The organism is Pseudomonas sp. Sample_9, from assembly GCF_004307535.1.
GTDB classification, from domain to species: domain Bacteria; phylum Pseudomonadota; class Gammaproteobacteria; order Pseudomonadales; family Pseudomonadaceae; genus Aquipseudomonas; species Aquipseudomonas mercuritolerans.
Map to the genome: position 1 here is coordinate 1 of NZ_RAZO01000425.1, position 6,188 is coordinate 6,188.

Consider the following 6,188-nt stretch of genomic DNA (forward strand, 5'->3'; position numbering starts at 1 on the left):
ACCGCCGCTTCGTCTTCATACACCTTGAGCTGGACCAGGTAGTTTTCCACTTCGCGGAAACCGTCGAGCACAGTCTGGCGGTAGCGCGCGACGGTTTCGTCGTAGGCCGCTTCGCTGCGGTCGACCTCGGCCGAACGGATTCCACCGTCGAACAGCGGCAACGACAGCTGCGGGCCGACCGACCAGAAACGGTTCGGCAGGCTGATCAGGTTTTTCGAGGTACTGCTGCTGTAGCCACCGCTCAAACTGAGGGTCAGATCCGGGTAATAGGCGGCTTTCGCCACGCCGATGTTGGCGTTGGCGGCGATCACCGAGCGCTCGGCCGAAGCGATGTCCGGACGGCGTTCCAGCAGTTGTGAAGGCAAGCTCAGCGGTACCTGCGGCAGATTCGGGATGCTCTGGCTTTCGGCAATGCTGAAGTTGGCCGGTGCTTCGCCGGTCAGTACGGCGATGGCGTTTTCAAACTGTGCACGCTGCCAGATCAGGTCGACCAGATCGGCCTGGGTGCTTTTCAACTGGGTTTGCGCCTGCGCCACCGCATCACGCCCGGAAACCCCGGCGCGGTACTGGTTCTGGGTCATTTTTAGCGAGCGTTCATAAGCGGCAACGGTGGCTTCAAGCAAACGCTTCTGCTGATCGATGACCCGCAGTTGCAAGTAGTTCTGCACCAGCTCCGACTGCTGGCTCAAGCGCATCGCCGCCAGATCGGCAAAACTCGCCTGGGCGGTGGCCTCATCCGCCTCCAGTCCACGGCGCAGCTTGCCCCACACGTCCGCTTCCCAACTGACGCCCAGTTGCGCGTTGTAGGTGTCGCGGATGCCGCTTGAGGAACTGCTCAGGCTCGAACTGCTGCTACCGGTGCCCTGGCTGGAGCGGGTCTTGCCCAGACTCAGGTCGACGCTGGGGTAAAACGCCCCGCGTGCACTGCGCACCAAAGCCTGCGCCTGACGAAACTGCGCTTCGGACTGGGCGACGGTCTGGTTGGAGCTGTTGAGTTTTTCGATCAAGGCGTTGAGCTGTTGGTCGCCGTACAACTCCCACCAGGCGCCACGGGCCAGCGAGTCGCTGGGATTGGCCTGACGCCAGCCTTCGGCTTCCTTGAACTGAGCGATTTCGGCAGTTTGCGGCCGCTGGTAGTCCGGGCCGACGGCGCAGGCGCTGAGTAGCGCCACACACAGTGACAGGCTCAACAGGCGCGAGCCGCGCACGGTGGCCAATTGGATAAGCGAACGGTCAGTCATAGCGGAGTTTCCAGAGCGGCATCAGTGCGCACGCCACGCCACTTGTTGAAGCGATGGCGCAGCTTGTCGAGATAGAGGTAAACCACCGGGGTGGTGTAAAGGGTCAGGACCTGGCTGAACACCAGGCCGCCAATGATGGTCAGGCCCAGCGGCTGGCGCATTTCCGCACCCTCGGCGCGGCCGAGCAGCAGCGGCAAGGCGCCGAGAATGGCTGCGAGCGTGGTCATCAGGATCGGTCGCAGGCGTTGCAGGCAGGCGCTGCGGATCGACTCCAGCGGCGACAGGCCCTCATGCCGCTCCAGTTGCAGCGCCAGATCAATCATCAGAATGGCGTTTTTCTTCACCACGCCAATCAGCAAGAAGATCCCCAGCAGGGAAATCAGGCTGAACTCGCCGCCCAGCGCATAGATCGACAGCAACGCGCCAACCCCGGCCGAGGGCAAGGTCGAAAGAATGGTCAGCGGGTGGATGTAGCTTTCATACAGCACACCGAGCACCAGATACACGGCCAGCAACGCACCGAGGATCATGAACGGCTGGCTCTTCTGCGTGGCGGCGAAGGCGTCAGCGGTGCCGGCCATTTTCGCGATCACATCCTCCGGCAGGCCGACCTTGGCGATCGCCCGTTCAATGGCGGCACTGCCCTGCTCCACGGTCACGCCTTCAGCCATGTCAAAGGAAATGCTTTCGGACGCGAACTGGCCTTCATGACTGACCCGGTCGTTTTCCAGACTGTTTTCGTAATGGGCGAATGTCGACAGCGGCACCCTCGCACCGTCAGCGGTGATCACTTCGACCTGCTTGAGCGTCACCGGATCCTGGGCGTATTTCGGATTGACCTCCATCACCACCTGGTACTGGTTGAGGCTGTCGTAGATCGTCGAAATCTGCCGCTGGCTATAGGCGTTGTTGAGCACGGCGGTAACCATGTTCATGTCGACCCCCAGGCGTTTGGCCTGATCCCGGTCGACAATCAGCGTCACCTGCTGCGCCCCGGCACCTTCGCGGGCATCGATGGCAGTCAGCTCGGGCAACGCACGCAGCGCGGTGACCACTTTCGGGAACCACTTGCGTAGCTCGGCAAGATCGCCGCTTTGCAGAATGTAGGTGTATTGCGAACTGGTCTGCTCGCGGCCGCCGCCAAATTGCAGATCCTGGTCGGCCATCAGCATCAACTGCGCCCCGGGCACCTTGGGCATTTCCTTGCGCAGGCGTTCGATGACTTTCTGTGCCGACAGCTGGCGCTCCTTGATCGGTTTCAGGCGCACGATCATGAACGCGTTGTTGGTGCCGTTGTTGCCGCCGATGAACCCGGCCACGCTTTCCACCGCTTCGTCCTTGAGCACGGCGCGGCGGAAGGTTTCCATTTTCGGCTGCATGACGTTGAACGACAGACCGTCGTCGCCACGCACGAAACCGATCAACTGGCCGGTGTCCTGCTGCGGCAGGAAGGTTTTCGGCACCACCACATACAGCGCAATGTTGACGCCAACGGTGAGCAGCAGACTGAGCAAGGTCAGACGTCGATGACGCAATACCCAGTCGAGGCTGGTGGCGTATTTGCCGACCATCCAGTCGTTGGTCTTGTGGCTCCAGCGTTGCAAGCGGTTTTCCTGGCCCGGGGTGTGCGGCTTGAGCCAGCGCGCGCAGAGCATCGGTGTCAGCGTCAGGGACACCACCAGCGACACCACGATTGCCGCCGCCAGGGTGATGGAAAATTCGCGGAACAGGCTTTCGACCAGCCCGCCCATGAACAGAATCGACAGAAACACCGCCACCAGCGAGACGTTCATCGACAGCAGGGTAAAGCCGACTTCTTTAGCGCCGAGGTACGCGGCCTGCATTGGCTTCACCCCCTCGTCGATGTGCCGGGAAATGTTTTCCAGCACCACGATGGCGTCGTCCACCACCAGACCGGTGGCGAGAATCAGCGCCATCAGCGACAGGTTGTTCAGTGAGAAGCCGTACAGGTACATCACCGCAAAGGTACCGACCAGCGACACCGGCACCGCCAGCGTCGGGATCAGCGAGGCGCGGAAGTTACCCAGAAACAGGTAGACCACCAGCACCACCAGGGCGACGGCGATCAGCAAGGTCATCTCGGCTTCGTGCAGCGTGGCCTTGATTACCGGCGAGCGATCCATGGCCAGATTGAGTTTGACGCTGGCCGGCAGCACCGCTTGCAGCGCGGGCAACTGCGCCTTGATCTCGTTGACCGTTTCGATGATGTTGGCGCCGGCCTGGCGGTTGATCACCAGCAGCACCGCCGCGTCGTCGTTGAAGAAACCGCTGTTGTAACGGTCTTCGACGCCATCGCTGACTTTCGCCACGTCCTTGAGACGCAGCGCGGCGCCGTCGGCGTAGTGAATGATCAGCGACTCGTAATCCTTGGCTTTCTCCAACTGGTCGTTGGCCTGGATCTGCCACAGGCGCTCGCCGTCCTCGACCGAGCCCTTGGGCCGGCGCACGTTGGCGTCGGCGATGGTCTTGCGCACATCGTCGAGGGCCACGCCGTACTGGTTCAGCGCCTGCGGTTCGAGTTCGATGCGCACCGCCGGCAGCGAACTGCCGCCGATCTGCACTTCACCGACGCCCTGCACCTGCGAAAGGCTCTGGGACAGGATGGTCGAGGCCAGATCGTAGAGCTGGCCTTTTTCCAGCACGTCCGAGGTCAGCGACAGCACCATGATCGGCGCCTGCGACGGGTTGACCTTTTTATAGGTCGGCATGCTGCGCATCCCGCTTGGCAGCAGGTTGCGCGAGGCATTGATCGCCGCTTGCACTTCCCGCGCCGCGCCGTTGATGTCGCGGTCGAGGTCAAATTGCAGAATCACCCGCGTCGAACCCTGACTGGAGCGGCTGCTCATGGTGTTGACGCCGGCAATCGCACCGAACGAACGCTCCAGCGGCGTCGCCACCGTCGAAGCCATCACCTCCGGACTGGCACCAGGCAGACTGGCCTGGACCACGATCACCGGGAAATCCATCTGCGGCAGCGGCGAAACCGGCAACAGACCGAAGCTGACCCCGCCGAGCAACATGATGGCCAGCGAGAGCAGCATGGTTGCCACGGGGCGTTTGATGAAAGGGCCGGAGAGGTTCATCGACTCTTGTTCTCCCCGCATACTTCTGTGGGAGCGAGCCTGCTCGCGAATGCGCCCTTACCTTCAACTTTGGCAGTGACTGACCTACCGCTTTCGCGAGCAGGCTCGCTCCCACAGGGGAGATATATTCCGACCGTCATACCGCGACCTCGTCACCTTCGGCTTTGGCTTTGCCAAAGCGCCTTCCGAGGCGGTCGAAGTACAGGTAAATCACCGGCGTGGTGAACAGCGTCAACACTTGGCTCACCAGCAAACCGCCGACCATCACCAGACCCAACGGCTGACGCAGTTCCGCGCCAGACCCCGTGGCCAGCATCAGCGGCACTGCGCCGAACAACGCCGCCAGCGTGGTCATCAGAATCGGCCGAAAACGCAGCAGCGCCGCTTGATAGATCGCCTCGGCCGGGGCCATGCCCTGGGTGCGTTCAGCGTCGAGGGCGAAGTCGATCATCATGATCGCGTTCTTCTTGACGATACCGATCAGCAGGATGATGCCGATGATCGCGATCATGCCCAAGTCGTTGCCACTGAGCAGCAACGCCAGCAAGGCACCGACCGCTGCCGACGGCAAGGTCGAGAGAATGGTGATCGGGTGGATGTAGCTCTCGTAGAGCACGCCCAGCACGATGTACATGGTCACCACCGCCGCCAGAATCAGCAGCAAGGTGCTCGACAGCGAAGCCTGGAACGCTTGCGCCGCGCCCTGGAACTGAGTCTGCACGCCGACCGGCATGCCGATGTCCTGCTGCACCTGCTCGATGATGTCCACGGCATGCCCCAACGCCACGCCCGGCGCGAGGTTGAACGACATCATCACCGCCGGGAACTGGCCGATGTGGGTGATCGCCAATTGCGCCTGACGTTCTTCGACATGCGCCAGACTCGACAGGCGTACCTGCGCGCCGTCGGTGGTCTTGACGTGAATCTGATCCAGCGCCTGCGGGCCGATCTTCTCCCCGGCCTGGGCTTGCAGCACCACGCGGTACTGGCTGGCCTGGGTGTAAATGGTCGAAATCTGCCGCTGGCCGAAGGCGTCGTACAGCGCATCGGTGATATTCGCCACCGACACGCCGAGGCGCGATGCGGCGTCGCGGTCGATCACCAGATAAACCTGCAAGCCTTTGTCCTGTAAGTCACTGGCCACGTCGGTCAACTCCGGACGCTGCGCCAGGGCTTCGACCAGACGGCCACTCCACTGGCTGAGCAATTCCGAGTCCGGCGAGGACATGCTGAACTGGTACTGGGTGCGGCTGACCCGATCCTCGATGGTCAGGTCCTGCACCGGCTGCATGAACAGCCGAATGCCGACCAGTTTGTCCAGTTGTGGTTGCAGGCGTGCGATCACTTCGCTGGCCGTCAGATCGCGCTCGCCGTGGGGCTTGAGGTTGATCAGCAAGCGGCCGCTGTTGAGCGTGGCGTTGTCGCCGTCGACGCCAATGTAGGACGACAGGCTCTGCACCGCCGGATCTTCAAGAATGATCTTCGCCAGTTGCTGCTGCCGCTCGCCCATCGCCGCGAAGGAGATCGACTGCGGCGCTTCGGAAATACCCTGAATCACGCCGGTGTCCTGCACCGGAAAGAAACCCTTCGGCACGATGACGTAAAGGAATACGGTCAACGCCAGCGTGCCGATGGCGACCAGCAAGGTCAGCGGCTGATGCTTGAGCACCCAGCGCAGCATCCGCCCGTATTCCTTGATCATCCAGTCGATGAACGCACCGCTGGCGCGGTAGAAACGGCCTTGCTCGTATTCCTGCGGTTCACGCTTGAGCAGGCGCGCGCACATCATCGGCGTCAGGGTCAGCGACACCACCAGGGAAATCAGGATCGCCACCGCCAGGGT

The 6,188-nt window shown here is 62.1% G+C and carries 3 protein-coding genes; all 3 read right to left on the bottom strand.

What is annotated here, in order from left to right; translation table 11 throughout:
• The coding region (locus tag D6877_RS24355) for an efflux transporter outer membrane subunit (protein WP_130912353.1) at window positions 1-1,241 on the bottom strand (1,241 nt) is incomplete at its 3' end.
• Window positions 1,238-4,345 (bottom strand): efflux RND transporter permease subunit, encoded by a 3,108-nt coding sequence (locus D6877_RS24360; protein WP_130912354.1) that lies wholly within the window; start codon window positions 4,343-4,345, stop codon window positions 1,238-1,240. The genes D6877_RS24355 and D6877_RS24360, both read right to left, overlap by 4 nt.
• A gap of 136 nt (window positions 4,346-4,481) precedes the next feature.
• Window positions 4,482-6,188, bottom strand: a 1,707-nt coding sequence (locus D6877_RS24365; protein WP_178083744.1) for an efflux RND transporter permease subunit, incomplete at its 5' end; no start/stop codon positions are given.

Bases quoted from the DNA above. Each gene is read 5' to 3' on its own strand.
- D6877_RS24360 (WP_130912354.1), bottom strand. From the start codon at position 4,345: ATGAACCTCTCCGGCCCTTTCATCAAACGCCCCGTGGCAACCATGCTG.